This window comes from Chryseobacterium sp. MYb7, assembly GCF_002979455.1.
In the GTDB taxonomy this organism is placed as follows: Bacteria; Bacteroidota; Bacteroidia; order Flavobacteriales; family Weeksellaceae; genus Chryseobacterium.
Window position 1 is genome coordinate 1 of record NZ_PCOU01000063.1, and the last position, 2,853, is coordinate 2,853.

Sequence of the window (2,853 nt, forward strand, 5' to 3'; positions counted from 1 at the left end):
TAATCAATTAATTAAAATAATAATATTGAATATCTAAAAACAAAAAGTCGGAAGAAAAAATCTTCCGACCATGACTAGCACATGTGCAGCCTTTTTTATTATTCTTCAATCAATTTTAGTTAAAAACCTGATTTTCCTGTTCCTGAACTCTGATAAAAGTAGTTCTCTTGGAAAGTTCCTTAAGCGTTGAAGCTCCCACATAGGTACAGGTAGATCTTACTCCTCCTAAAATATCCTTTACAGTGTCTGAAACCGGACCTTTATATGCAACTTTCACAGTTTTTCCTTCTGAAGCACGGTATTCTGCTACCCCTCCGGAATGTTTATCCATAGCTGTTTTGGAGCTCATTCCATAGAAGGAACGATATTTTTTACCGTTTTCTTCAATCATTTCTCCACCACTCTCATCATGCCCGGCAAACATTCCGCCCAGCATTACAAAATCTGCACCACCACCAAAGGCTTTTGCAACGTCTCCTGGAACTTTACATCCGCCATCAGCGATGATTTGTCCTCCCAGTCCATGAGCAGCATCAGCACACTCAATAATAGCTGAAAGCTGCGGATACCCTACGCCCGTTTTTACTCTCGTTGTACAAACAGATCCGGGACCAATACCTACTTTTATAATGTCTGCACCTACCAAAAGAAGTTCTTCTACCATTTCTCCGGTCACCACATTTCCAGCGATAATAATTTTATCAGGAAAATTGGCTCTTGCTTTCTTCACAAATTCAACGAAATGCTCAGAATATCCATTGGCTACATCTATACAGAGAAACTCAATTTTTGGGTGTTTTTCGAGGATTTGTCTTATTTTTTCCTCATCAGCCTTTCCGGTCCCTGTGCTTAAAGCAATATACTGATGAATACTTTCCGGCTGGCTGTCGAGAAACTGACTCCATTCATCGGGAGTATAATGTTTGTGAACTGCTGTAATAATCTTTTCTTTGGCAAGTTCTACCGCCATTTCAAAAGTTCCTACCGTATCCATATTGGCAGCAATTACAGGAACTCCTGTCCATTTTTTTTGGGTATGCTTAAAGGTAAATTCTCTTTGTAAATCAACTTCTGAGCGTGATTTTAAAGTAGAACGTTTTGGGCGGAACATTACATCCTTAAAGCCCAGTTTTATGTCATATTCTATACGCATTTTGTAATTATTTGTCAGAATAAAGGTAGTGAATAATCTCGAACAGATGATTTCTCGGGGGATGGATTTTACTATGAAGGGAATAAAAAAATACGACTAAAAAGCCGTATTTTAATTATTTATAATGCTTCATATTCTGCTGTGTTTTGAATTGAAGCCTTTGATATTGAAGGAATTATTTCACCTCTTTTATGTTTTAAAAAGTCATTACTTCTTCCAATGTCTTCATATATTCATACGCTGTAAGGTCAAATTTTACAGGAACAATTGAAATATATCCGTTTGCCAATGCTGTTTCATCAGCATCTTCAGAATCATCCATATTGTTGAAATAACCTGTCAGCCAATAATATTTTTTGCCGTGTGGGTTTATTCTTTCATCAAAGCTCTCTTCCCATTTGGCATTAGCCTGCTTACAAACCTTTACGCCTTTTATTTCCTCAGCCGGAAGTTTAGGAATATTGACATTCAGTACAACTCCTTTAGGCATTGGGTTTTCCAGTGTTCTTCTTACAATATTCTGAATAAATTCTTTAGCCTGAGTAAAATCTGCTTCCCAGCTGAAATCCAGCAATGAGAATCCAATTGCAGGAATTCCTTCCACACCAGCTTCCACGGCGGCAGACATCGTCCCGGAATAAATCACATTGATAGATGAATTCGCCCCGTGATTAATTCCAGAAACAACAATATCAGGTCTTCTTGTCAGAATCTTGTCAAGAGCCATTTTTACGCAGTCTACAGGAGTTCCACTGCATGAAAAATCGATTTGTGGACCTTCTAAAGTAACTTCTTCATAGCTTAAGGTAGAATTAATGGTAATGGCGTGGCCTTTTCCACTTTGGGGAGAGTTGGGTGCTACAACCACTACTTCTCCTATTTCATTCATAAAATTGATAAGATTTCTGATACCAGGAGCTGTAATTCCGTCATCATTAGTCACCAGAATAAGTGGTCTTTCCATAAATTATCTTTATTTTTTTATTTAAATAGAATGAGTTTGTTCATTATAAGAATTGAACAAATAGATTTTCAACACATCAAATGTAGGTAAAAATAAGACGCAATAAAATACCGGATTTGTTATTGATGATTGTAAATGAGGAATTGGAAACCCAGAATTTCAACCGCAAAATAAGGTTGAAAGAAGGAATTGAGAAGATTTTTAAATATAGAAAATCAAACTGAGATGAAGGAAAATTAATAGATTGAACCTGACTAGACCTTTACAGGTGCTTTTCCAAAAGGAGAGCACCTGATATGAGGTCTTTCATTTAAATGTTTAACAAAATAATAAACTAATCGAGAGGTTTTCTTCCAGAGATAATGTTATAAAGAATAACAATAATAGCAATGACTAATAAAATGTGAATTAAATAACCCGTACTGATACCCGGAACTATTCCTAACATTCCTAAAAGCCAAACAACAATGCAGATGACTGCAACTAACCATAGTAAACTTTTCATAACTTAATATTTTTAACTTGTATAGTTAATTATCTGCATATTTTATGCCTTTATGAGTTTAAATTAGTTTTTGTGGTATCTGTTTTATATTTTGAATATAAATGAAATTCCCCTCAGGTTTAGCCTGAAGGGAATAATTAAAAATTAAAATAAGGGTATTGTTAAATAATTATAGATAATTGCTTGTTAAGTTTCAAAAATAAGAGCTTTAATGATATTTCCATCATATGC

General features: G+C 35.2%; 3 protein-coding genes. All 3 read right to left on the reverse strand.

The features are described 5' to 3' along the window. Nucleotides 1-115: 115 nt before the first annotated feature. A complete protein-coding gene (locus tag CQ046_RS23330) occupies nucleotides 116-1,153 on the reverse strand; it encodes a GMP reductase (RefSeq protein ID WP_105704556.1) in 1,038 nt (345 codons plus the stop codon). Between the two features lie 196 nt (nucleotides 1,154-1,349). After that, nucleotides 1,350-2,117: a 5'/3'-nucleotidase SurE gene (surE, locus tag CQ046_RS23335; protein WP_105704557.1), complete on the reverse strand. Its 768-nt coding sequence runs from the start codon at nucleotides 2,115-2,117 to the stop codon at nucleotides 1,350-1,352. 334 nt (nucleotides 2,118-2,451) lie between these two features. After that, nucleotides 2,452-2,622: a lmo0937 family membrane protein gene (locus tag CQ046_RS23340; protein ID WP_105704558.1), complete on the reverse strand. Its 171-nt coding sequence runs from the start codon at nucleotides 2,620-2,622 to the stop codon at nucleotides 2,452-2,454. Between the last annotated feature and the right edge of the window lie 231 nt (nucleotides 2,623-2,853).